This is a genomic window from Parabacteroides timonensis (assembly GCF_900128505.1).
GTDB classification, from domain to species: Bacteria; Bacteroidota; Bacteroidia; order Bacteroidales; family Tannerellaceae; genus Parabacteroides; species Parabacteroides timonensis.
Map to the genome: position 1 here is coordinate 1,938,618 of NZ_LT669941.1, position 26,150 is coordinate 1,964,767.

At 43.1% G+C, this 26,150-nt stretch carries 11 protein-coding genes; 3 read left to right on the forward strand and 8 right to left on the reverse strand.

The genetic code is table 11. The annotated features are described in order from the left end of the window. The first annotated feature begins 55 nt into the window (after positions 1–55). The 3 genes from BQ7394_RS15460 to BQ7394_RS15470 all read left to right on the forward strand — a co-directional run bounded on the left by BQ7394_RS15460 (position 56) and on the right by BQ7394_RS15470 (position 6,191). The gene (locus BQ7394_RS15460; protein ID WP_075558252.1) at positions 56–934 is read left to right on the forward strand and encodes a FecR family protein; all 879 of its coding nucleotides are present in this window, start codon (positions 56–58) and stop codon (positions 932–934) included. 237 nt (positions 935–1,171) lie between these two features. Beyond that, positions 1,172–4,525 (forward strand): TonB-dependent receptor, encoded by a 3,354-nt coding sequence (locus tag BQ7394_RS15465; protein WP_087880634.1) that lies wholly within the window; start codon positions 1,172–1,174, stop codon positions 4,523–4,525. Between the two features lie 19 nt (positions 4,526–4,544). Next, a complete protein-coding gene (locus BQ7394_RS15470) occupies positions 4,545–6,191 on the forward strand; it encodes a RagB/SusD family nutrient uptake outer membrane protein (protein WP_075558253.1) in 1,647 nt (548 codons plus the stop codon). 75 nt (positions 6,192–6,266) lie between these two features. Here BQ7394_RS15470 and BQ7394_RS15475 read toward each other — a convergent pair whose 3' ends face one another. The 8 genes from BQ7394_RS15475 to BQ7394_RS15510 form a co-directional block, all read right to left on the reverse strand. Then, a complete protein-coding gene (locus BQ7394_RS15475; protein ID WP_087880635.1) occupies positions 6,267–7,823 on the reverse strand; it encodes a hypothetical protein in 1,557 nt (518 codons plus the stop codon). A gap of 7 nt (positions 7,824–7,830) precedes the next feature. Further along, on the reverse strand, positions 7,831–11,814 hold the full coding sequence (locus tag BQ7394_RS15480; protein WP_075558254.1) for an SUMF1/EgtB/PvdO family nonheme iron enzyme: 3,984 nt from the start codon (positions 11,812–11,814) through the stop codon (positions 7,831–7,833). Positions 11,815–11,914: 100 nt separating this feature from the next. Next, positions 11,915–13,396, reverse strand: a complete 1,482-nt coding sequence (locus BQ7394_RS15485; RefSeq protein ID WP_235848757.1) for a RagB/SusD family nutrient uptake outer membrane protein — start codon at positions 13,394–13,396, stop codon at positions 11,915–11,917. Positions 13,397–13,412: 16 nt separating this feature from the next. Further along, the gene (locus tag BQ7394_RS15490) at positions 13,413–16,550 is read right to left on the reverse strand and encodes a SusC/RagA family TonB-linked outer membrane protein (RefSeq protein WP_075558255.1); all 3,138 of its coding nucleotides are present in this window, start codon (positions 16,548–16,550) and stop codon (positions 13,413–13,415) included. A 168-nt stretch (positions 16,551–16,718) separates the two neighbouring features. Beyond that, the gene (locus BQ7394_RS15495; protein WP_075558256.1) at positions 16,719–20,822 is read right to left on the reverse strand and encodes a hybrid sensor histidine kinase/response regulator transcription factor; all 4,104 of its coding nucleotides are present in this window, start codon (positions 20,820–20,822) and stop codon (positions 16,719–16,721) included. A 242-nt stretch (positions 20,823–21,064) separates the two neighbouring features. Further along, positions 21,065–23,533, reverse strand: a complete 2,469-nt coding sequence (locus BQ7394_RS15500) for a glycoside hydrolase family 2 protein (RefSeq protein ID WP_075558257.1) — start codon at positions 23,531–23,533, stop codon at positions 21,065–21,067. Between the two features lie 29 nt (positions 23,534–23,562). Next, on the reverse strand, positions 23,563–24,804 hold the full coding sequence (locus BQ7394_RS15505) for a glycoside hydrolase family protein (protein WP_075558258.1): 1,242 nt from the start codon (positions 24,802–24,804) through the stop codon (positions 23,563–23,565). A gap of 50 nt (positions 24,805–24,854) precedes the next feature. After that, positions 24,855–26,021 carry an alginate lyase family protein gene (locus BQ7394_RS15510; protein ID WP_075558259.1) on the reverse strand — a complete coding sequence of 389 codons (1,167 nt, stop codon included), beginning with the start codon at positions 26,019–26,021 and terminating at the stop codon, positions 24,855–24,857. Positions 26,022–26,150: the final 129 nt, after the last annotated feature.

Genomic DNA, 26,150 nt, shown 5'->3' on the forward strand with positions numbered 1-26,150 from the left:
GTAGCTCACCCTTCGGATGTGTCATACTTATAAAAGAGAAAAAGAAAAACTAAAAATGAAGGAATACATCAAAGATATAATCGAAGAAAGTCTGAACGATGAAGTGGTTGTAGGCAATGAATGGGAACGCCTGTTATCGTCGCTACCGACATCGGAACCGAACAACTCTCCCACCCCCAAAAAAGAAAAAACATTCTTGCTCGCCCTCCGGTATGCAGCAGCTATTTTTATCGGTTTCGGCATTTCGCTGGCAACCATCTTCTTTATCGACCAGAAAAATACAACAGAAACCGGAACATATAAACTGGTCACACTGAAAGGTGAAAAAAGCTATTTGCAATTACCCGACGGAACAAAAGTATGGCTTAACTCCTGCACGACAATCCAATATGCAGAAGATTACGGACGGTCCAACCGCAATATCCATTTAAGCGGGGAAGCTTATTTCGAAGTAGCCAGGAATGAGAAAAAGCCGTTTATCGTCAAGACAAACGGAATCGATGTAAAAGCCCTCGGCACAGCATTCAATATATCTGCCTATCCGGAAGATACCCAACTGATCACCACCCTGTTCAGTGGAAAAGTTGCCGTGCAACCGACATTGACCAAGCAGCAGATCATGCTTGCCCCCAATCAGGTCGCCATTTATTACAAAAGCGGAAACAAAATAGAGGTAACCCCTTATGACAAAAAACTATTTGCGCAGTGGAGAGGCGGTTATCTCTCTTTCGAGATGATGTATCTGCAGGATATAACCAAACTGCTGGAAAGAAATTATAATGTCGTATTCAGATATGACAATCAAAAGATCAAGAAGTTCAAATTCAGCGGAAGTTTCCGAAACAGCGAAGATCTGACTCAGATACTCAATGTGATCAAGACAAATACCGGTATTCAGTATCAGGCCACGCAGGATACGATAATTATTAAATAAAACAAAGTTTTAATCTCCTAAAATAAATAGCCTATGGAACAATCATAAAATCTTTTACAGGCCGGTAACGGTCCTGATCGTTGTGTTTATAAATAATTACTAATCTTAAATATACAAATTATGGCAAATCATGCAGGGAGTTCAGGAAGCGCCCAATTGAGTACTTTAAAGAAGTTTACTATAATAGGTTTGTGCTTAATTATCTTCCAACTGAACGTAGCGGCAACATCCGCCCAGATGATCTCACTAAGTATTACCAAAGGAACGATCTCTGATGTCTTTAAAGCGATAGAAAATCAAAGCGATTACAAATTCTTTTACAATGATAACCAGATCGATGTAAACGATAAGGTGGATATCAAGGTACAGGATAGTCCTATTGAAAATGTCCTGAACGATATGTTCAGGGATACGGATATCACTTATAAGATCGTAAAGAACCATGTCGTTCTGACAAATAAGAAAATTAAAGAGGCCCCGGTCGAATCGGTTAATCAGGATAAAAAAAGAATATCCGGAAAAGTGACCGACCAGAACGGAGAAGCCCTGATCGGAGTAAATGTCATAGTAAAAGGTACTACACTGGGGTCTATGACAGATGTAGATGGAAATTATCTGCTTGATAATGTCCCGGACAATGCAATTGTTGAATTCTCATACATCGGTTATGTACAGCAAAGTATAAATGCAGGAAACAGAAGCCGGTTGGATATCATGTTGTCGGAAGACACCCAGAAACTGGAAGAAGTAGTAGTGGTCGGTTACGGTCATTTCAAGAAAAGAGACCTGACCGGAGCTATTACCCAAGTAAAAGGAGATGATATAGCGAACCTTCCTCTTCGTAGTGCCGCAGATGCCTTACAAGGAAAAGCAGCAGGTGTAACCATCACCTCCAGTTCCGGTAGCCCGGGTTCGTTGGGTAACGTACGTATCCGTGGTGTCGGTACCATCAACAACAATAATCCGTTATATGTAGTGGACGGATTACCGCAGGATGATATAGGTTGGCTGAATGCACGCGATATAGAAAGTATCGAAGTGCTGAAAGATGCATCCGCCCAGGCTATCTACGGAGCACGTGCCGCTAATGGTGTTATACTTGTCTCTACCAAACGCGGAGCGTCCGGCGAAAGTTACCGGAGCAATATCGAATTCGATATGAATATCGGTTTCCAAAGTATCCCCAAACGTTATGACGTATTAGATGCCGAAGGATTTATGGAATATAAGAATCGTGCTTACACAGCAGCCGGCAAAACATTGATCGACGACTTTTCCACACCGGAGAAACGGGAACAGATCCTCTCCTTCCTCGAAAAGAACGGTGGACGAGCAGGTACAGACTGGTGGGACGAAACCACCCGTAAACCGTCGGAAGCGGTTAACCAGAATTATAACCTGGCTTTCTCAGGTGGCTTGAATAAAATGAGATACCGCACCAGTTTCGGATACATGAAACAGGATGGTATTTTGAGAGGTTCCGACTACGAACGTTTGTCCGGCCGTCTGAACATGGACTCGGAAGTAACCAAATGGTTGAATTTATCGGCAAACATCAACGTGATTTATGAATCCAGAAGAAACCTGGATGAAAACAACTCTTATACCGCCACAGTATTCAGTACGATCAGTGCCGACCCGATCACTCCTGTATACAGAGATAATCTGGTCGATATTCCCGATTTCCTGCAGACACGTATTATGGGTGGATATGAACCGACAAATCCGTGGTCCAGATATACCGGTGTCATTTACTCAAACAAACCTAATACAGTTGCCCAGGTAGATCGCATGGCTGAAAACAAATGGCATGGCATAGCAACGAAATCGAATGTTTCCGGAGAATTCAAACTATTCCCATTCCTGACATTCAAATCCAGTATCGCACTTGACCTGAATCGCAACCAAAGCGATGGCTTTACTCCCAAGTATTATCTGGATGGAGATGAATACAGTACCTATGCAACCGTAAGCAGGGGTGTTTCCAATACCGATTATTGGGTGTTCGACAACTATTTTACTTACAATCAAAAGTTCAACAAACACTCAGTCAGTGCAATGATAGGAACCTCGGCCGAAAAGAAACGCTACGAATACATCGGTGCATCCAAACAGGGAATGGTCAATAACGATCCGAGCCAGCAAATCATTAACGCCGGTACACTCAATCCGGGAGCCAGCGGATATTCTGTCACCAACTCCCTGAATTCATATTTCGGACGTGTATTCTATTCATTTGACAACCGTTATATGCTGACTGCCAATATTCGTTGGGACGGTTCATCCCGCTTTGCAGACGGTAACCGCTGGGGTTGCTTCCCGTCCGTTTCTGCCGGTTGGAACTTCTCGGAAGAAAGCTTCATGAAAGATTTCGAATGGTTATCTCTCAGCAAACTAAGAGCTGGTTGGGGAGAAATCGGAAACCAGACTATTTCAGACGGTGCCTATTTGAATACCTACGGAAATGGCAGCTATTACCTTTTTGGTAATCCTTATGAAACCATCCTGTATGGTGGTCGTACCCAGGTCGGTAACCAGGATTTAAAATGGGAAACCACCCGGCAATTAGACCTCGGTTTAGACCTGGCCTTCTTCAATGGATCGCTACATGCCAGTTTCGATTACTTCAACCGTAAGACACAGGATATGCTTGTACAGGTTCCGGTTCCCAGCAGTCTAGGATTTCCCAATATCCCGTGGATGAACGCCGGTAGTGTAAGTAATAAAGGTATCGAACTGACAATAGGATATAACGGCAAAGCCGGAAAAGATTTCAAGTATTCTATCGATGGAAATATTTCCACTTATCGCAATAAGGTAGAAAGTCTTGGTAGCGGAGCCAATATCCCCGGTAAAGGAATCCATCTGGGTTATTATAGCTACACCATGACAGAACCGGGTAAACCGATCGGTTATTTCTATGGATATAAAACAGACGGAGTATTCCAGACACAGGAAGAAATCGACAATTACAAAAACAATGGCCAGGTAGTTATGCCGGGAGCTAAACCGGGTGACCTGAAATTTAAAGATCTCAACGGAGACGGTAAACTGGATGACGAAGACCGCACCATGACCGGTAATCCACATCCGGACTTCACATTCGGCCTAACCTTGTCCGCCGAATATAAAGGTTTTGATGTTTCAGCCTTCTTCCAAGGATCTGTCGGCAACGACTTATTGAATGTTTTGAAATATGATATTTATTCGGGAACAGGATGGTATAATGCCCCGAAGGATATCCTGACAACCTATTGGAACGGCCCGGGTAGTACGAATAAGAATTTCGGTATCGATGCCGATAGCCGCATGAACTTGGAAATGTCAGACTGGTATGTGGAAGATGGTTCTTATGTCCGTTTGAAAAATCTGCAAATAGGTTATACAATCCCTTCTGCCATCACCAAAAAGATTACGATCAATAACCTGCGTGTATTCGTTGCTGCACAAAATCTATTTACCATTACCGGATACTCAGGACTTGATCCGGAAATCGGGGAGATTAATAACAATCCTCAATACAAAGGATGTGATATGGGATTTTATCCGCAGCCAAGAACATTTATGTTTGGTATAAGTCTAAAGCTTTAATCTTAAAAATGACTGTATTATGAAATCAATATTAAATAAATGTACATTATTTGCATCGACAGTAGCCATAAGTCTTCTAATGGCGGGTTGTAACTCCGATTTCTTGGACAGGCCAACCTTAGGATCACTCGACGAAACAACGTATCTGAGTACGGAAGATGCGGGCTTCAAACTTCTGATAAACTGTTATCAACCTATATTAAACCAGTGGGATTATCAGACCATGAAGTTTGACCTTGGCGATCAGTTGACAGACGACTGTTCCAAAGGAGGTTCCGATGCCGGTGACCGTTCTGTTATCACAGAAGTAACCCGGGGAAATCCTACCGCCACCAGCAGTTTACTGACACAATTCTGGGATCATCGTTATAAACAGGCTATTTCTCCCTGCAACGTATTCTTGTCACTGATAACTCCGGAAACGCAGCTAATTAAAACCGGAGGTTCCCTGGTTTCTACCGAAGAGAAAAAACGCTGGATAGCAGAAGCCTATTTTATGCGTGCTTTCTATTATTTTGACCTGGCAATGATGTTTTCCAATATTCCTATCATAGACAGGCCATTAAGTGCAAGTGAAAAAGGAGATATAACAAAAGCCGATAAAGCGGAAGTTATGAAGTTTATCCTTTCCGATCTGGAGCTAGCTATTGCGGAGCCGAATCTACCGAGTGCCAAATCATTACCCGCATCCGAACTGGGACGTATCACAAAAGAAGCAGCTTTAGCATTCAGAGCCAGAGTAAATATGTTTTACGGTAATTATGAAGCAGCGAAAACTGATTTGAAAACGGTCGTCGACTCCGGTTGTTACGAGCTGATCGATGATTACGAAACCTTGTTTAATAGTGCCGCTAAAGGGTATATGTCTAAAGAGGCTGTATTTATAACCTTACGTTCCTATGTTCCGAATTATACGGGAGGAAGTGTTTGTCCTCAAATGAATATCGGACGTGCCGGAGCAGGTGGCTGGGGAGGCGAATGTCCGACCTACGACCTGGTAGATGAATATGAAGTAGGTGATCCGCGTCTGGTTCACACTATACTTTCATCAGGAGATATCTTTGTCAAATCGGATGGAACAGAGGAAGTCCATGATTACTCCGGATATGATAATTTCTCATTACAACATAGCCGCAAACAATATCCAGACTGGTCAAGAAGACCTATCGGCGATTTATTGAACACGGACTGGACTTTTTATCATATCCGCTATGCCGACGTTCTGTTAATGTATGCCGAATGTCTGATCGAAACGGGTGACGATAAACAAAAAGCCGTAGATCTGATCAACCAGGTTCGTCATCGTGCTTTCGTCACCACCTCCCCAACAGACAGTTATGCAAAGCTGAGAAAATTCAATCTGACCGATGATAAACGAGTCACTGAAGATATTTTCAACGCAAAATACAAAGTAAAAGTGTCTGATGACCTGCAGAAAGCCTTACGCCATGAGCGAAGAGTCGAGTTGGGATGTGAAGGTTTACGCTTGTATGACTTGCTCCGTTGGGGAGTTTTTATTCCTACCATGCAGGCATTCGGTCAAACAGCCGAAGGCAAATACTCCGGAGCGGGAACTCACGTTACAGACAAAACCTATCCGTATCCGATACCACAGAATGAAATCGATTACGTAGGAGGCTCTTTAACACAGAATGACAACTATTGATAGAGAACGAATAATATCATTTTGAAAAAGAAGGGCGGACTCCAATGGAGTTCGCCCTTTCACGTTATTAACTACCTATTTGATTAAAAAGCACAAATCTTTTTCCTTTTGGCGTGCCATCAACTGCGCAACATACAAAGAACGGGGAAAGATATTGATCTCATTCTGTCCTTCCCACATACCTTCGGGACGATCCGTAAAATGGCCGGAATACTTCTCTCCTTTCAGTCCGATACAATAATTCTTTCCAGAAGTCCACGGATTCTGTACCGCAGCACGTTTCACCCGGCAATTCCATAATACCTGTGTGACGCCGGCCCAGCCATGCCCACTCCCCATTTGTCCCCGGTCCTGCACATTTATTTCTCCATCAGTAATGATATTATCATACAATGTGCCTATCGACCAACGGTGATGCGGACCAATGTCGGCAAATGTTTGCGAAGCCGTGCAATTATAAAAAACATTCGGCCCGCAAACCTGCGCACCGGTGACATAGTCATGACGGCCTTCTGTCGCCTGACAATTCATAAAGAGATTTTGCTGCCCCCAATTATTGAAGGAATAGCGATATCCTCCCGTGATCAGTGATTTCGGTTCCAGGCAACGACAATCGATAACAGAAACATTTTTTGCAAAACGTTCGCAACTGACAGCCGAGTACGCAAAATAACGGGCCGTAATATTTTTTACCCAGCAATTCTCTACCTTATCCAGCTCGACGGCAATCCAACCATGTTTAAGATCTTCGTAATCTTCAAACTCAGATTCTATACACATATCGGATATTCCGACTTCACTGATACGCCCATCGAAAGTATATTTATAGACCTCGCCTCCTCCAAACTTCTTATCCATCTGCATAACGACAGGATTGTCGATAAAGATATTATTTCCTTCTATTCCGGTAATCTCCCGTTCAAAAGCCAAATTATATTCCTGCGGAGTCCATTGGCGGGTTCCTTTCCGTTCCACGATCTGATCCATCCTGATAGCATGTATCCACTCCTGAGTGCCGGGACGATAAACTATTATACGGTCGCCAACCCGGAAACTATCTGCTGATGATATATGGAACGAATGGGTACCGGTAGGTACAAAATCGTCTGTTATCTTCATTCTTGTTCCCTGCATTTCCTGCATAGAGCCGGAACCTCTCACCTGAATAAGTGAACGTCGTTTTTTACCGGTAGCGATCAAACGGGTTTCATTGACATTCCCCCCTTCTCCCATAAGGATTATACCACTGTTATTGATTACTATAGAGTCGGCTATCCGGTAAACGCCCCGCTTTAGAAGGATCGTACCCCGATGCCCGTTCTCATCCGGCTTCCTACAGGATACCTCGTCGATAGCTTGCTGTATAACTACACGGCTATCTCCATTCTTAACCGGGTATACTTCTTTTACAACCGGATAACAGGGAATACTTTTATTGCCATGATGATATCCAACTCTACTGAAATCGGGTATAGTGTTTCCCTCCTTATCGGGTATATAAGTCAACCTACCCTCATCACTGATCTTTATCAAACCGGATTGCCAGGCCGGAGGCAGTTTCGTTTGTGCATGACAACAAACAACTGCTACTCCAGCCACCAATCCTACTATAAATTGTTTAAAAGCGCTCACTATAATCTTAATCTTCAATAATCACACGGAAACCTACATTATGTACTTTCTGCCAGGGCAGATAAGATTTACGGAAATAAGCTGTTGCCGTTTTCGGATGATCTATCCATGAACCGCCACGAACTACTTTTTCCGTTCCTCGTCCTTGTTCTTTTTCGTTGTATGGATAAGGCAAATAATCGGAACGGGTCCATTCGGCAATATTCCCCTGCATATCGTATAGCCCCCAGGGGTTAGCCTGATAATCGCCACCTTTCACCATCAACATATTACCGTCATCCACCCTATTATCTTTCGGTTGAAAAGTATAATATTTATACCAGGGATCAGTTGAACTCATCGGCTGGGGATCAACTCCCCTTACGGCTAATTTATTCAATTGCTTATCCGCCATATTTTCATACGCAGCAAAATCAGTATCTAATGCACCATACCAGAAGTCACTGCTACTACCGGCCCGGCAAGCCCATTCCCATTGTACCTCCGTCGGTAAGGTTACCTTCAATCCGGTTTTTGCACTCAACTTCTTACAGAAATCCACGGCTTCTTCCCAACTGACACGGATAGCCGGTTGTTCCGGATTGTTTGCCGGATATCCCTCATGTACATGGTCTTTCCAAAGCTGATTGATGAAGCGGCTGTTATGATCCGGGAAAACGGTACGGAACTGTTCATTACTCACTTCAATCTCTGCCATCCAGAAAGCTTTCTTTACTTCCTGCTTGTTGGCCGGCGAATAATCGGAATGTATCCGGTTGCTTCCCATTACAAACGTACCGGCCGGGATACGGACAAAGTTCATGACAATACCCGAAGCCAGTTCGATACTTTTCTTTGTCTCCTTGTCTTTTGCCAACATGCTCTTGGCTGCATCAGCATTAAATGGCCAGCCTTTTACTTTCGCTTCTTTATCCTTATATTCCTGACGTTCCGGTTTTACGGGAGAGGGTTTCGGCTGTTTACCCAGGTAATCGGCATAATCACGTATCTCTGCCTGCCAATCTACACCTGAACGGGCATATTTTTCCATCAGCTCCGTACGGCGACTGATCTGTTCTACCCCTTTAAAAAGATTCGCTTTGAACTTACTATGATAGGGAGCATTAAAATCAATCCAGTTATAAAGGGTTTTCCACTCCTTATCTGTTAATTCTATTCCATGATGTCCGGTTCTCAATATCCTGATCAAATCACTGGCAGATGCATGATACTCATACGGATTCAAGACTTCTATTTCTGCTTCCGGCCCCTGACGATGAACATAAGGATGCAGGTTCAGATAGCTTTTGCCAAATCCGGAAAATTCATCGATACGGCCACCGGTAAAGTCGGCCAGTTTGTTGGAGCCATTATGACAGGCGATGCAAGCACGATCCAAAACCGGTTGAACTTCCAATTCGAAGGTAAACGGACGTTGTCCTCCCTCCGGCAGGGTGATCGCATGCGGTTTGATTGTCGATGCAACCACACGTTTCGGGATAGGTATCTGGTTCTGATCTTCGTGACAACCGATACAGGAAACGGTTTCACCCGGCATACCGGTCAGCCAGCTTCTCATCCATTGTACGGCACGTCCGCACGAATCGAGCGGCTGAAGTGAGATCGGCATGTTTGCAGGTATGGTGAACAAGGCGGAACCATCTTCTTCCACCGGAACAGTACCCAATAGGCGTTTGATATCCCAGCCACTCTGTACACCCTGTGCCCAATGATCGGATGGTGTTTTGTTGTAAGCATATTCGTAAGAAAGCACACGGAAGGCTTTCACCGTACCACGCGGTACGCCTTTCAATCCTTCCCCTTCATAGATATCCTGAATAAAGACAGTCGCTTCCTTCGTATCCGGTTTCGTACGATCAGGGATAACAGGAGGTACTGGTGTCGTTCTGACCGGAATCGGATGGATCAGTCCTTCGCCTTCGTATTCTGCAATCAACGTCAGGTTATCGAATACATCTACCAGATAGATTCCCCACAGCGCATTCGGATTCAACTTGGCCGCTACCAGGTAATATTTATCGTTCAATGGATAAGGCTTGATAAACTGTGGCCATACATCATCCACTAAGCGGTCTTTTACGACCGGTTCTATCTTACGATCGCGGAAAGGCAACTCCTGCACCATTCCCTGTTCAGCCTTACGTCCTTTAGACGGGTCAAACAGGATCAGACGACCGGAACGGGTAACACCATGATGGCCGGAGATAATACCTATAAAACCTGATGCCTGTCCAGGAAGCGGTTTTGCATCAAATGTACTGTTCGGGAAATAAGAACCACTACCGTAAAGTGCCTTCTGTTCCGTTCCGTCCGGATTCATATGCATCACGAAACGGGAGAAATAATGCGTCAGATCAGTATATTCCCAGCGGGTATACATCACCTTCCCGTTATTCATCAGTACAGGCGACCAGTTGGCGTCCTGATCGAATGTCAGGCGACGCAATGAGCCGTCTTTCGGATCATACAAACACATATTACCGACTTCGTCGTTACCGTTTACACACGGGACACCATTATAACCGATATTGGATATCGCAATGATTTTTCCGGAAGGTAGCCAAGTAGCATCAAAAAACTCCAGATCTTTCTCCGGCGATTCGACCAGTTTCTTCAAACCTTTCCCATCCAACCCAACTTCAAAAACTTGCCAGCGCTTGTCGGTATCGACCATGGAGAACATAACACGATCTGCATTCCAATGTAGTTTCAGGTCAGGCAGGGATGATCCGTTATCCGGTTTAAAAATAGTACGCGACTGAATATCGCCACGCAGGTTCGATAATACCACAATCTCCGCATCAAATCCGCTACGGGCGGCAGAAGTCTGGTTCGACCAGTTGTTGTTCTGCGTTCCCAGAGCACGAGGATTGATCTGACGGGCGTTAGTTCCTATATGATAACGACCGACGATCAATTTGTCGATATCCAGTTCTGGGTTTGCCAACAATATATCATGTTTCAACTGTAAGGCATGTTTAGCTTCTTTTATAGTAGTTTCATCGTTTGAATATATACCGGAAAAACCTTTATTGACCAATCCCTTTAATGTGGAAAGTCGGGATTGGTTAACAGCCTGGTCAAACGATTTGTTACGTTTCATATCATTAAATGCCTCTTCGATGGCCCGCAAATTCAGCCAACTCAGAGACTCCTGCAATTCGTATACCTTCATAGCATCCTGTGCTATATCCAGGTAAACGACCACCTGTCTGTCCAGCTCTTTTTCCTGGCCGGCAGCAGTAATACAGGTTGTAAAATATCTTTTATCCGTCAACAGGTCGACAACGGATTGGGCTATATGTTTTTCTATATCGGCATTGTAAGTCGTAACCAACGCTTTCATGTCACTTCCGGCAAACGGAAGAAACTGTGTCGCTTCAGCCGGAAAACCGGCAATAATATCTTCGGACAACTCTTTTCCCGTTATCCCCTGCAAGCGGAAAACAACTGTTCCCGCCGAGGAACGGTTTTCCAGTCCGATCTCAGCTTCAAAACGGACATATTTTTTATCTAAAGGAACGACAATCTGTGCATTCGCATTTGCCATGATCGTCCGATCATACATTTTTCCTTTCATAACAACCGGAACATCTTTAGCATTGGCATTAAAGACCAGACGCCCTGTACCGGTATCCTTAAATGTATCTTTCAGGTCATTCAGCCAGACAGATGAACCGTCGGCAGCTATCAACCGTGCATTTGCCCATACGGCCTGGTCGTCGGCAGTACCGTCGACTGTTCCCCAGGAATAAAGTACCATTTCATCCAGCCCGGTAACATCGGCTGTGAATTTCTCGGCTGCATTTTTCGCCTTTATGACTTTGGATACTACCGGCAGACAGTTATTCCTCATTTGCTCATAAGCATTCTGCTTTGCTACGGCAATCTTTTCCGACCAGGAAAGAGGTGCCTGTTTCTTCTGCTTCTGAGAAAAAGCAGAAAGCGAAAAAGCCAGACAAGCTGATAAAATAATTAGTTTCTTATCCATAAATATCTATCTCTGTATTTCAAACTGACTAAAGACGTAAGAAGAAGCCCCGCCAACAGAGGCGAGGCTCCTCACCCATACTTAAATTATTGACGAACGATTAATAGTTCGGATTCTGTATCAAAACTCCATTAGAGAAATCAACCTGATCCTGTGGCAACGGTAAATACTCATGTGCTTTCGACCAGGCTGTTACATGTCCGGCCAATAACGGATCGAGTTCAAGACCATTTAGTTTATCCATGATCCTCCAACGTTTCATATCATAATAACGGATTAACTCGAACGGAGTTTCCACACGGCGTTCGTGACGAATCTTTTCACGCAACTGGTCCTGAGTCAGATTTGCCGCCAAATCAGCTAATCCCGCACGCTTGCGAATCTGATTTACCATTTCAGCAGCACCGGAAATGCCCAGTTCATTAGCAGCTTCAGCCTTCAACAGCAAAAGTTCACCCCAACGCAAGAACACCCAGTCCTGCTCACTACGGGTACTAGCCTGCCACATTTCACCATCTTTCAACATAGGAGTCAGCCATTTTATCATTGCCTTCTTCAAATCACTTCTGGTCAATGATACAACTTCACCACCCGGCCATTGATATTTATCATCAAAAGCAACGATCTGTCCCAGACGATTATCTCCATCTTCATACTCTTTAATCAGATTGTCAACGGGACGAGCCGGAGAATAGTTTCCGTATATGTGATCGAAATTGTTATAATCATTCGGGGCCAGGAACTTTATAGAGAAAACGATCTCCGGACAACCTTCCTGTGCATCATAAGTAAAGTTATCGGCATAACGTTCAGCCAATGAATATCCTTTGATTTCATTCAATAGATTATAAGCTTCCTGCACTTCATCACGATTAGCGATCTTTCCACCATCACCATAAGCATGGTACATTAATACGCGGGCTTTCAATGCCTTTGCAGCACCTTTGGTAGCATGACCACCGGCACCTTTGAAAGTCTTATCATCCATCTTATCGATAGCCGTCTGTAAATCGGATGTCAGATTCTTATAGACATTATCAAGCGTTTCTTTCGGCATGTTCTGAGTTGTTATATCCAGCGGAACTGTTGGATACGGAACCTCACCGTAACACAAATAAAGCAGATAATAACAATAGGAACGAAGGAATAAAGCCTCACCTTCATACTGATTACGCACACTGCTCATATCCCCTCCCTGATAGTTATTCAACTGATAAAGAAATATATTCAAACGGGTTATGGCAGCATAAGCTTCTTTATAAAGATCAGGAACAAAACCACCCATCGACGGGTCCAGGTTATCAGCCTGTATCAGATACGACTGATAGACATAGCTAGAACCGGAACTTCCGTAAGCATTATCCGTCAGGCAGTCGAAAACAATCATCCCATGAGATAAAGTTTTTGCCTGCATAATTTCGTAACAACCCGCCAGTGCAGAGTTGAAATCAGACTTGGATTGCCAGAAAATAGCTTCTGACGGAGAGGTCGTCGGAGGTGTATCCAGAATATCTGAGCAAGAAGATACAGTCATCATACCGGCAACCAACAAGGATATATATGATAGTTTATTTATTTTCATAACTACTTATTTTTAATTAAAATTCAAGGTTTACACCAAATGAGATTATACGGTTCTGAGGATAAAATACCAAACGGGTACCTTTGGTCGAACTATAATTACGTTCCGGGTCACCCCCTTGTGGAAATTTACTAAATGTCAACAGATTATCACCAGAGAAATAGAAACGCAAACGTTCAATCTTTGCCTTGCTGGTCAGCGCTTTCGGCAACGTATAACCGAATGTCAGGTTCTTCAAACGGAAATAAGATGCGTTATGTAACCAGTAAGTACTTTCACGCTGGTTCTTTGTTCCTCCCATATCAGCAAAATATAAACGCGGATATTTAGCATCGGTATGCTCTTCTGTCCACATATTGTCTATATAATCCTGCGAGATAGGTGTTCCTTGATAGAATGGACGCAATCCCCACGCAGTAGCATAATGCTTTACACCTTGTACACCTTGTCCCATCAATGACAGGTCGAAACCTTTCCAGTTGGCACCCAGATTCACTGTATATTCGAAATCCGGAGTACGACCATCGAGCACCATACGGTCATTCTCATCAATAATTCCGTCCGGAACTCCATTGGGGCCGCTGATATCGGCATATTTAATATCACCCGGCAACGTTTTGTCATTAAACTGTTTAGGAGAGCCGGAAACATCTGCTTCGTCCTTGAAAATACCGATTGCTTTATATCCGTAAAACGATTCATAAGGTAATCCTTCTTTATAGATCAAACCTTTGGAAGAATCGATAAAATCGGCACCATATTTCGTCAGCTCATTTCTTGTGCGATCGAAGAATACACCTGCATTATAGCTCATACCTTTAAAAATGCCTTCCCGAATATATCCATTATAGGCCAACGTTACTTCAATACCTTTGTTTACCATCTCACCCTGATTTACATTCGGAGGAGTTAATCCTAACAAAGAATTACCTTGTGCTCCACGAAGAATATCGTATGCTCTCTTTCTATACCAGTCAAATGTGATATTAAAGCCATTGAAAGCCGTGATATCGATCCCAAAATCACCCAAAGAAGTCGATTCCCATTTCAAATCGCGGTTACTGATAGCAGTCTGTGCCACTCCTGATTGCAGATTTGAATTGTCAAAACTGTAATCTTTACCGGTCGTAACCAAAGCATAATAAGAATACAATCCGATATTCTGGTTACCCAGTATACCCCATGAACCACGAATCTTCAAGCTATTCAGCCAGGTCCAATCCAGACTCTTCATCCATTCTTCTTCAGTTATACGCCATCCCACAGAGAAAGAAGGGAATATACCCCAGCGGGAATCGGGTGAGATACGTGAAGAACCGTCATAACGGGCATTCACTTCCAATAAGTAACGCTGCTTATACGCATAATTAGCACGGAAGAAAGCAGACATGATACCCCACTCTTCCGATTTACCTTCGTTTGTCTGAACGGAAGAGCTTCCGGCATTCAATTCATGTAACGGGAAATCGAAATTTTGGCGATAACCTTTTAGGTTATCCAATTTATAATATTCCAAGTTGTAACCAGCCATTACAGAAAAATCATGTTCCTTATTAGGGGCTACCCAGTCATATTTCAAATAAGTATATAAATTATAGTAAGAACTATTATCCATCGTACTGGTCAAACCCGTACCATTCGTATTTAAAGTACCATTCTGAACACCATCATGATAGAAATAAACCGGTGTCGGAAGTGCTCCCCAGTCTTTTACATGTTGTTGCTTATAACGCATAGCCCCTTTGGTATACCAACTTAAGCCCTTAACCGGATTTACTTCCAGCCAAGCCTGTACGTTCACATCCGTATTAATATAATTCTTGAAGTTTTCTGTTTCAACGATAGCCGGCATATTCTTGTTGTTACTTTCAAAAGTAAAAGCCTTTGATGTATAACGTCTGATACCTGTTCCATCATCCGGCAACCAGGGCATATAAGTCGGAGCCTGCGAAATTGTCGACAGATAAGCATCCGTATCCCCCTGACGGGTTTCCTGGCGATTGCTGCGGCTACCAGTAAAATACATACCGAAGCGTACCCAGTCGTTCACCTGTGAAGTCAAATCCAACGTAGCATTATAACGTTTAAATTCCTGACCTTTCATTGTTCCCGGCTGATTAATCATACTTAAAGCAGCGTTATAAGAAGTTTTACCCGTAGTTCCGGAAATATTCAGATTGTGTTGTTGAACAAAAGCCGCACTGAACATATAATCAACCCAATCGAAACTCGGGTATTTGTTCGGATCGGACGGATTGGTATAATTAGCAATCATTTCCTGTGAATAACGATCAGTTGCCGGAGCACCGGAGTTATCTTTCGCCATGTTGAAATACTTCATGTACGTAGGAGAATCCCAAATTACATCCAACAGGCTTGTCGGATTGTGAATCGCAAAGTTTCCGTTATAACGGATAGAAACGCGGTCTTTTGTTTCCGAACCATTTTTTGTAGTAATCAAGATTACACCATTTGCTGCACGCGATCCATAAATAGAAGCAGAAGCAGCATCCTTCAAAACAGAAACACTTTCAATAATATTCGGATCAAGGGAGGCCAAGTCTCCCTCGACTCCATTAATCAGGATTAATGGGTTGGAACCGGCACTTGAATAGGTACCCTGTCCACGTACACGAATCTGAACGTTTTCATTACCTGGTTGTCCTCTGTCGGAAGTGATACGTAAACCCGGCATCTGCCCCTGCAACATCGTCGATGTATTGGCAACCGGACGTTTCGCTATTTCTTCACCGGTCACAGCAGATACGGCACCGGTCAGATTCACTTTCTTCTGCGTTCCGTAACCAACAACAACAATTTCATCCAGATTCTGAGTATCTTCCTGAAGACTGATTTTCAGGCGTGCATTACTCATCACTTTCACTTCGTGGTCTTTGTACCCTAGATACTTAACCAAAAGAATATCCCCGATTTTAGCCGAAACGACAAAGTTCCCGTCTACATCTGTTATGATCCCTGTGGTTGTTCCTTTTACCAGTACCGACACCCCAATCATCGGGTCGCCAAACTCATCTAAAACGACTCCGGAAATAGTCTGTGTTTGCGCAAACAAACTTAGGCTCGAATTAAACACCACCATTAATAATAGTAATCGCCAGAGCGATTGTGTGGTCCTTTTGATTTCTTTTTTCATTCAATCATGGATTTAATTAGACTCAAAATTTCAACAAATTCAATTTCACAAAGAAAAGTATTCCCTTTTTCACAAAAGAAAATAGGTTTCCAATTTAGTATTAAATTATTCTATATGAATAGATTGATACAAAAGTGACAGGAATGTGATACAAATTTATCAGTTACTCTATTCCGAATGATCTTTTATCTGTACAAACTCAGTCGGGGTATAACCGTAAAATGCCTTAAAGGAGTTCGAGAAGTAAGAATGACTATTAAATCCCAGATGGACTGCAATTTCGGAAACATTCATTTCCGAATCTTTTAATAATTTCGCAGCCATCTCCAAACGTTTGTTGCGGATTAGTTCCATCGGAGAAAGTTCGGTGATGGACTTCAGTTTGCGGTATAAGTTTGCCCGGCTGATACCAATCTCCGTACATAATAATTCGACATCCAGCTTTTCGTTGGAGATATTCCGTTCAATCACGTCAAACAGTTTCTGGGAGAAACGTTCATCTGCCGATTTGACTTCAATCCCCATCACTTCCGGTGAGAAACGTTTCCCATACAGTTTTTTCAACTGCTCCCTGGAAGCCAGGAGACTGCGGATACGCGTTTGTAACACATCCATATTGAATGGTTTGACGATATAATCGTCTGCTCCGGCCTGGAATCCTTCCTTTATATGTACCACCATGGAACGTGCCGTCATCAGGATCACCGGGATATGCCCTACCCGTATGTCGTTTTTAATCATGGTACAAAGTTCCAGCCCGTCACGCTTCGGCATCATGATATCACTGAGGACAAGATCGGGGAAGTCCTGGATCACCTTTTCATAAGCTCTCACTCCGTCTACCGCTTCTATAACGGTATATTCGGTTTCCAGACTATTCTTCAGATAACTACGCACATCCTTATCGTCTTCAACCAATAAGATTTTATATTTCGGCCCTTCCTGCTTTTCTATAGCCGGGAGCGATACGGATATATCTTCCATATTCGTTACTTCCGATATTTTATCAAACTCTACGTTTTCAATCTGATCTTCTGCGAAAGCCGAACGGGAAATCGGAAGGATGACTACAAAGCAAGCCCCTTTCTGCCCAGTATTGTCCACATAGATAATCCCATGATGAAGCTGTACAATCGTATATACAAGGCTCAAGCCTATTCCCGTACCGGACAGGTTAATCCCGGATGTTTCCGGGATCTGATAAAAAGGTGTAAATATCTTATCCACCTCCCCTTCTTCGATACCTTTCCCGGAATCTTTCACTTTCAATACCAGATAGTTCGCATTTTCCTCCTTATACAGGCCATCGGTACGTTTCGGATCCAATCCGCTCAATGAGGTCTCCGTAACTTCCATCGTGACGGACTCACCGGACGGAGTATATTTGAACGCATTCGATAAAAGGTTGAATACAACTTTCTCCAAAAGAGACTTATCGAACCAGGCCCGGATTGTTTTAGGAGTACAGTTCAACGAGAAAGCAACCTCATTGGTCAAAGCAATCTGGTTGAAAGCATAATAAATCTCTTTTATATATTCGCAAACATCCCCTTCGCTGACCTTCAACTCAAGGCTTCCCGCCTGATTCTTATGTAAATCCATCAACTGGTTCACCAAAAGTAAAAGTTTCTGGGCATTCTTGTAGATAATAGAAAGCTTCTGATGCAGTTCCATCGGAATATCTACCCGCTTGACCAGCTCTTCAAACGGAGTGATAATCAACATCAAAGGGGTACGCAATTCGTGGGAGAAGTTCGTGAACAAACGAATCTTGGCATCATGAAACTCTTCCTGTTTTTGTTTCTCCAACTGCTTCATTCTCAAACCAGCTTCCAGGTTACGCTTGATACTTACATAACGAAGGATAGCATAACCAATGGCTACCAATGCGATCACATAAAACAAGTAGGCATACCAGGTTCTCCATAAAGGAGGTTGAACGATAATAGTCAACGAGCGTCCCTGTTCATTCCATACTCCGTCATTATTAGAACCTTTCACATGAAAGACATATTTACCCGGACTCAGATTGGTATAAAATGCAGAATGACGCCCTCCTACATAATTCCAATCGTTATCATATCCTTCCAGTTTATAAGCATATTGATTTTGAGTAGAATAAATATAGTTCAATGCCTGGTAGGTGATTGAAAAGTTATTCTCGTTATAATGTAAACGGATCGTATCCATACTATCCAGTACCTTATCCAGAATATCCGACTCATCTCCCACAGCTATCGGCTGGTTATTGACGGAAAGTTGTTCCAGCACCACAGACGGAATGTTTTCATTCTTATCCATTGCTGCCACCTGGAAAGTAACAAAGCCATTGCTTCCGGCAAAACACAGATTACCATCCGGCAAAGCAATTCCACTATGTAATGTAAACTCCCGGATATCAATTCCGTTATGACGATGGTAATTTCTGACTTCCCCATCCGCAGGATTAAACATGATTAATCCGTTTACGGTACTCATCCAAAGTTTTTGGTCGCTACTCTCTACCAAGGTACAGATGTTATTATCCAACAACCCCTGTTTAGTGGTCATGATCCGTTGGATATGGTTTGTTTTGTCAAACTTAAAAATACCACCGCCATAAGTAGATACCCATATTTCACCCGATTTTGTGCGGATAATAGCTGATACATAATTATTGGGAATACGGAAACTTTCCACCGATGCTTCGTTGGAGTATTTCATCAATTGCTTCTTATTCGTATCGAAACGGAGTAGACCATCCGCCGTACTGCCTAACAATAAAATGCCATCTTCCTCTTCCAGAATGCAACGGACATTCGATAGATAAAAAGGTTCATCCTGATTATTGGTAAAAGTCGTTACCAGTTGATCGTTCACAAAACAAGTCAGGCCGAATTCTGTCGATGCTCCTCCTACCCACAAATACCCTTTATGGTCCCGCATAATGGAGTAGATGGAATATTCCACTGGGTATTGATGATAAAGAGTAAACTTCTTCGTCTTGATATTAAACTTATAGATCTCCCCTTTAGTGGTTCCGCACCATATATATCCGTCTTCATACAAAACAGATTTGATGATATTCGTATTAAAAGCAAAATTAGCCGAAGGATCTATCAGGTAATATCGTGACTTTCCCGTCTGGTTATTATAATTCAAGAGCCCGTATCCTTCTGTGGCAATCCATAAATCCGAAGGAAACTCATAGGTTATCGCCCCATAAATACCGGTACGAATATTCAATTCATCTTCAGGCCTGTGAAGCACAAAACGATTGGTGTATTTATTCAGATAATTGATACCACCTGCAAATGTGCCGACCCATAACGTATGATCGCGGTCCACATAAAAAGCATAGACGGAATAATGGCTCAACGAATGGTTAACATCATCATAACCGGACACTTTTACTATCTGTCCGGACTTGGGTTCAACAGAGAATATTCCGTCGAAAGTTCCTACCAACAGTTTTCCTTGCCATTCTATCAGGCACCGAACGGAATTATTACTCAACCCGCTATTCTCACTTGTAAACGAAAGAACATCATTATTAAGTAAATCGATCTTATTTAATCCGTACTTGCTACCGATCCATATTTGCTTATATACGTCTTCATATATACAGGTGATATCATTATTATTCAATGACATATTTTTCGACTCACGGGTAAAATGGCTGATTACATTCATGTTATGGTCACACAAATAAATACCTTTTTCCCTCGTTCCAATCCAATACCTGCCCGAGCTGTCTTCAAAGATAGTGGATAGAGTAGCTCCTTTAAATTCATCGTTCAACAGGATTTGTTCAAAACGATCTTCTTCTCTATTATAACGGTTTAAACTTCCTCTGATCTCAACCCAGAGATCACCGGCAGCATCGGTATATACTTTTGTGATACCTCCCTGAGTCAATCCGTCAGTTGTCGAAGTATATCTTTTAATCTGATCAGTATTCAAATCTATCCGGTTCAATCCCTTATTAGTACCCACCCAAAGAAAACCTTCCCGGTCTTCCGTAATCGAAGATATGGAATTGCCGGACAAACTTTGTTCATTTCCGTCTTCCCGGCGATAAATCATATATTCCTTTCCATTAAACCGGTTCAGCCCGTTCTTGGTGGCAAACCACAAATACCCTTTCGAATCCTGGTATATATCCATGACGGAAAGCTGGGAAATACCTTCATTCAAATCCGAATTAAAAGAATACAAATAGTTTGTCTTTTCGGCATGCGTAATTAATACGGAAATGATTATGAATAGTGTAGGTAAAAATATCCTGATCATACATGTAGTGGTTTCAATAGTGATTTTTGTTATACAGAACAAATATAATAAAAAATCCGATAGAAGGGAATAGGCTTCTTATTATTGAAGAATCGTTTTATCGGCATAAAAAACCTTTGCCATTATGGTGGCAAAGGTTTGCATTCCCTTTGGCAAAACTTTGCACATGCGATGGCAAAACATTGCACAAGGCATGGCAAAATATTGCGTTTTAATGCACAATTGTATCGGTGCCTTTTCGTCTACATCAGCTCTATAAAAGTAGTAGGAATGCCATCCGACTTTACAGCAATGATGCTCTTACCTTTATTTAGATTCGCCTTAATCCGGGCTCTTCCATTATAAGCCTGTACCTTGCGACTACCGGTAGATGTTCCCTGATTCTGGATCAACGAACCGTCGCCGGCTATTTCAAACTCGATATATTCCTTTGAATCAAGACAGCGAACACCATCTTTGTCAAAAAGCTGCGCTTCCAATAGAACGGTATCGCCTTCACGGGAAATGACGGACAATGTAACAGATGCTTCTTTGCCCCACTTAGCCGTCTGATATTCCTGGCAGATCTCATCCGTCACCTCAGTTTTTCCTTTCACGGCAACAGCACGAATCTCATTATTTCCCTCTTCATACACACAGTTCCAACGCAGTCCGGCTGCCGGATAATCCTGGCTGTTGCGTTTCTTCACGCCCTGGCTGATGCCGTTAACGAATAATTCGACAGCTTCGCAGTTTGAGTAAACCAGAATCTCTTTACGATCGCCTTTATTTCCCCAGCGTACCGACCAGCTATGGCCATAGATATGCACCATCGGCTTGGTTGTCCAGTAGGATTGGAAGACATAATAGCTTTCTTTCGGAGTAAAATCGCGTTCGACAACTCCCTTTTGATTCACGTATGGAACCGGATTTTCAGGGCGGACAGGTGTCGAGAAATCCTTAAACGGCCAATAGGCAGAACCTGTTAGCCACGGCATTGTTTCCTGCTCTTTCAAATGCCAGTCTATCAGGCGGACAACATAGCTTTCAGACCAGTCGCCATCTTTCGATGCGCGGGCTGCACCTCCGTATAAAGAGGCATCGCCATCGCGTTCGTCTGCACCTTTTCCCGACTCAATGCCTTTCAGGTTGGCAAATCCATTTTCCGAATGACGCCGGGCATGGCTATCACCTCCCCATTCCACATGCAGAAAATGTTTTACTTTCTTCATTTCTTCTTCGGATACAGATTTATAATCGGTGAATATACCGCGATACCAACCTGCCCAGATGGAAGGAGAATAAACATCGACGATATCGCTGCAAAATGCACAACGACGTATGGCAGTCATACGGGTATCATCCAAACGGTGTGACAGGTCGTGTTGCTCTTTCATAAAAGCACGGATAGCTCCTTTATCGAACGTGCTGAAATCATTCGGCCAGTCGTTTTCATTCCCCAACCCCCAGATAATAACAGACGGGTGGTTATGATGCTGGTCGATCATATTCGTCAACATACGGCGTGCCTGCTCCTTATAAGTTTCTCCGCCCAAGCCGCCACGACACCAGGGTATTTCTTCCCAGACCAGAATACCCAGTTCATCACAAAGCCGGAGGATTATGTCCGATTGTTGATAATGCCCGAGACGGATAAAGTTGACACCCATATCTTTCATCATCTGCATTTCAGTACGCATCATATCTTCGGTCATGGCCTGTGCCACTCCGGCATGATCTTCATGACGGTGAGTTCCGCGAAGCAAAAGTCGCCGTCCATTCAGGAAGAACGGACCTTTCTCTTTAAATTCAAATTGACGGAAGCCAAAACGTTCGCTGACGGTCAGGCTTTGACCATCGGCTTTGACAGTCAGTTCGCAAGTATAAAGATTCGGAGAGTCGACATCCCATAAAGCAGGATTTTTGATCTTTGCTTCTGCCAGCAACAGATTTCCAAGGGGCAGGACGTTGTCAACCGTTTGAGAATAGACCTGCTTACGGTCTGCATCATAGATAGCTACGGTGACATCGGCTTCCCGAATATCTTCCGGATTATAGAAAGAGGCCTTTATACGAACGGTTCCCTCTTTCCGTCCGGCCGAAAGTTCCGGCTCCAGTCGGATCAGTTCAAAGGATGTTTTCGGCAAATAGACCAGATTCAGGTAACGGTAAAGACCACCATACAAGTTAAAGTCGGACAAATCGGACGGGATCATTTCCAAATCGCGCGAATTGTCACAGCGGATAGATAAAGGCACTTTCCCTTTGAAACGTTTCACTAACTGATCATCTGCCATAAAGGATTTTACGGCATCGGTTATATCGACACTCCATTCATCGTAACCGCCTACATGCTCGCCAACCAAAGTCGTATAAATATAGACTTTCGTTTTCTGTCCGGCCCCTTCGAAATCGAGTACGACACGACCTTCGGCGTATGGATTATCAATAGTCAATAATGTTTTGTACCAGCCCGGACCCTGATAATAATTGATATCGGGATCTACGGCATCTTCTGCATTGAAGCAATGGGGTAAAGTAACTTTCTGCCAGACAGGCACGGTTTCCGGATTTCCCGGTGAAGCCGGACGTACAGCCTCCCAGATTCCTCCCAAGTCGCCTTTCAGGTATTCCCAATTTTCCGTTAACCGTATTTTCTGATTACTGGGTACTTTTCCTGCCACCGATAAACAGTAGAACAGGAAAAGACAGGTATAAAGAATGTTTCTCATTATGTTTATTTGTTTTATTGATTACTCATTTATAATATCGCAGTTCCTTCCTTTTCCAGTTTCTGTTTTCTAAGGAGAGCTTCCAGATAATAATAATCGGCATATACGATCGGGACATCTACCTCTACGTTATGCATTTTAGAGCCTGTACTGTGTAATAATAGAAAGCCTCTATCTTTGCCGGGCGCAGTACGATACTCCCGGGATAGATTCTCCAGGATCGTATTTGCTTTTGTGACATAATCGGAACGGTTTGCAGAATCATACATACTCAACTCGTATAAAGCGGAAGCCGTTACAGTTGCAGCCGATACGTCACGAGGTTCGGCCGGTATTCCTGGAGCATCGAAATCCCAATAAGGGATCTGATCTTCCGGCAGGTTCGGATGCGAAAAGATGTAGTTCTCTATATGTTTCGCCTGTTCCAGAAATTCAGGCAAACCTGTTTCACGGTAGCACATGGTATATCCGTAAAGCCCCCAGGCCTGGCCACGCGACCAGGCCGATTCATGTGCATACCCCTGATGGGTATGTTTATGCAACACATTCCCTGTTATCGTATCGTAATCAACCACATGATAAGAACTATAATCTTTACGAAAATGATTCTTCATGGTAGTACGGGCATGATTTACAGCAACGTTATAAAACAAGGAATCGCCACTCGTCCTGAATGCCCAGAAAAGAAGTTCCAGATTCATCATATTGTCAATAATGACCGGGCAATCCCATTTATCCCGGCTATGATCCCATGAACGGATCACTCCTACTTTTTCTTTATAACGGGTAGTCAATGTATAAGCGGCCTGCAACAAAACATCTTTGTAAATTGCATCTCCGGTCAGACGATAACCATTCCCAAAACTGCAATACACCTTAAAGCCCATGTCATGCGTTCCCCCGTTCATCTTTTCACGCTCTATCAAAGCGGTTTGTTCACGGGCCTTTTCTTTCCAGAAGTTATTTTTGGTATATTCATACATATACCAAAGTTCGCCAGGAAAGAATCCGCTGGTCCAATCACGGGAAACTACCATGTGCAGTGTGCCGTCGGCTTCAACATTACGTGGACTGGCCAATGGCCCCTGATTCTGCTTATCACGCAAGACTTGCTTCTCTCTGGGTTCTGCGGAACGGACGGCATCCATTTCAACAAAAGCTTGCTTTAACTGTGTTGAAGCAAAAGAAAAATTATCCTGAACAAGGTCCAGGTCGGTTCCGCAAGAGGCTAGGACAACCAATAAAAATAAGACAGGAGTTTTGAGCTTCATATTTTTCCAACTAATAAAGTGAATCTATTATATAATGTAAGACATTGTTTTCACAACCACAGTAACGGATGACGAATAGGTAAATTCCTGACTACCTCATCATGTAACGGAAAATGTTCTAACGTCGACCAGGTAGACATATAGTTTTCATTCGGTGTATCGTAAGCACTGAACAACAAGGCCGGATGTGCCACAGGCCATTCATCCCAATACATCACATCTTTGTCGAAAGGCCATATTGATTTATCTTTTATATAAGGAAAGAGCCACGCCACACCTTTCTGCATATTTCGCCCGTCTTCCGTTGTATATTGCCATAGATTATGATTCTCATCAGAGAGGATATGACAGAGCGTTGCCATCGCATCCAGGTTAAAAAGGGAATATCCATATGGTTTTGTCCGTTTCAATTCTAACGGAAAACTACCGTCCGTATCCATTTGATCCGGCAATAGAACGGTCTGGAAACGATCTCTACAAAAATCCAGAACCTCTGTATTTCCTGTATATTTAGCGAACAGGGCAGCCTGCATCACCCAGCAAGTACCATGATTATTTTTTGCATTCATTTCATCTTTTCCATAGGGATGATTGGCCAGCCAATACAAATACTTTGAAAACCAGTCTTTTATTGCAACTGCCTCTTCTTCCGGAAGTAAGTTATTCTGCTCCATCACGATCAGGGATTGGACGACTTCCAACAGATGAATCGTATCGATAATACCGATTCCACGACCTGTTGCGATTCCTTTGATAGCCTGGGCATATTGAAGATCTGGATTCATGTGTGTTTTAGCATCTATGAACCAGGCATGAATATGTTTTAAGGCTTGCTCAATGTATTTTTCATCCCGGGTAATGATCCAAGCAGAAGTAAGGTCGCCAACGATAGTACTGAAGCGGATCATTGCATGACGGTGGGCCACAAAATTATTGGGATTCGTCTCCCCGTCACGACGGATGTAAGCGCTATCCGGACTGGCTGGATTCGGCCACCAGTAATCGCCTTCGGAATAAAAATCGTGAATTCCACCGACACTTCGTTCAGCCACAAAGGAAGTTACTGTGACAGGTTCCTCTTCCAGCGCCTCATTTCCCCGAAGGACAACTTCATAGCGCAACAGGTCGGATACTTGTTTTTTCAATCGTGCTTTATGAGAGCAGGAACTAAAAACAAATGCGATAATTGAAATCAACGATAAAAACTTTGTATTCATGGCATAGGTCTCAATAGATAGACTTTTATTTTTGCCCAAAAATACTGTTTGTCCTCTTTTATCGTTTTTAATATTATCGCAAAAGCTTGTAGATTTATTGCAAAAGGGATATTTGTGAGATATTTATAC